The sequence below is a fragment of the Streptomyces sp. NPDC051172 genome (genome assembly GCF_040682555.1).
Taxonomy (GTDB): Bacteria; Actinomycetota; Actinomycetes; order Streptomycetales; family Streptomycetaceae; genus Streptomyces.
On sequence record NZ_JBFBBE010000350.1, the window covers coordinates 1 to 1,429 of the forward strand.

Annotated in this window: 1 protein-coding gene and 1 pseudogene; both read left to right on the top strand. The window is 74.5% G+C overall.

Translation table 11 applies throughout. The features are described 5' to 3' along the window. Positions 1-507: pseudogene (locus AB0N07_RS51005) on the top strand (ABC transporter ATP-binding protein); the annotation flags it as partial. Then, the gene (locus AB0N07_RS51010) at positions 504-1,256 is read left to right on the top strand and encodes an ABC transporter permease (protein WP_365847821.1); all 753 of its coding nucleotides are present in this window, start codon (positions 504-506) and stop codon (positions 1,254-1,256) included. The pseudogene AB0N07_RS51005 and the gene AB0N07_RS51010, both read left to right, overlap by 4 nt. Positions 1,257-1,429 lie beyond the last annotated feature (173 nt).

Below are 1,429 nucleotides of genomic sequence, written 5' to 3' on the forward strand. Positions count from 1 at the left end.
CTGCTCATGGACGAGCCCTTCGGCGCCGTGGACCCCCTCACCCGCAAGCGCCTGCAGCAGGAGATGCTCGACATCCAGGCCAGGGTGGGCAAGACCATCGTGATGGTCACCCACGACGTGGACGAGGCCGTGCTCCTGGGCGACCGGATCCTGGTGCTCGAACCCGGCGCGCACGTGGCCCAGTACGCCACCCCCGAAGAGGTCCTGGCGCGGCCGGCCACCGAGTTCGTGGCCGACTTCGTGGGGTCGGGGGCGGGGCTCAAGCGGCTGGGGCTGCGGTCGGTCGACTCGCTGCCGCTGCGCCCGATCGCACACCACCCGACGGGCACGCTGCCGGGCGGGCCCGTGCTCGACGCGGCCACCCCGATCAGCGAGGCCCTCGCGGCGCTGGTCACGGCCCCGACGGAGGAGATCGCCGTGGTCCGTGATGGCACGGTCATCGGTCTGCTCGACTATCCGACACTGCGCGCGCACGTCCGCGCCGGCGGCGAGCAGGCTCGGCCATGATCGCCCGGCTGCGTGGGGCCTCCGCCGAGGACCGCCTGCTCCTGATCGGCCTGCCGCTGCTGGTGGGCGCCTTGCTGATCGGGTGGACCGTCTGGGTGCGCGGAGCCGCCCTCGACGACGTCGAGGCCCGGCTGCTGTCCTGGCCCACCGTGCTGCGCCTCACAGCCGAGCTCCTGGCCCTCGTCGGCGTGTCCACCGCTCTGGTCGTGGCGACGGCCGTCCCGCTCGGCGTGCTGCTGAGCCGCCCCGCCGCCCGGCGGTTCACCCCCGTCGCCATGGGGCTGGCCAACGCCGGCCAGGCCGCTCCCGTGATCGGTGTGATCGTCCTGCTCGCCATGGCGTGGGGGTTCGGCTTCCGGGTCGCCGTCCTGGCACTGTCCCTCTACGCGTTCCTGCCCGTGCTGGCCAACACCCTGGCCGGGCTGCGGGGCGTCGACCCCACCGTCGTCGAGGCGGCCCGCGGCATGGGCATGTCGCCGCTGCAGACCCTGCTCCGGGTGGAGCTGCCCTTGGCCCTGCCCGTGATCATGGCGGGTCTGCGGACCGCCCTGGTGCTGCTGGTGGGCACCGGGGCGTTCGCGACGTTCATCGACGCGGGCGGCCTCGGTCTGCTCATCCAGACCGGGATCGTCCTGTTCCGTTTCCCGCTGCTCGTCTCGGGGGCGATCCTCGTGGCCGCCCTCGCCCTGATGATCGAGTGGATCGGCCGCCTCGTCGAGACGCTGGCCACCCCGAGGGGGCTCGCATGACCACCCCGCGCGCGACCCTCCCGTCCCGCCGCCGCGGCCGGACCCCCGCTCGTGCCGTGCTCGCCGCGCTCGGCCTGGCGGCCTCCCTGGTCCTGTCCGGGTGCGGGCTGAGCACCGCCGGCGGCTACCTGCCCTCGGGCACGCCCGCCGGCGACGTCGCCGGGATCGACCTC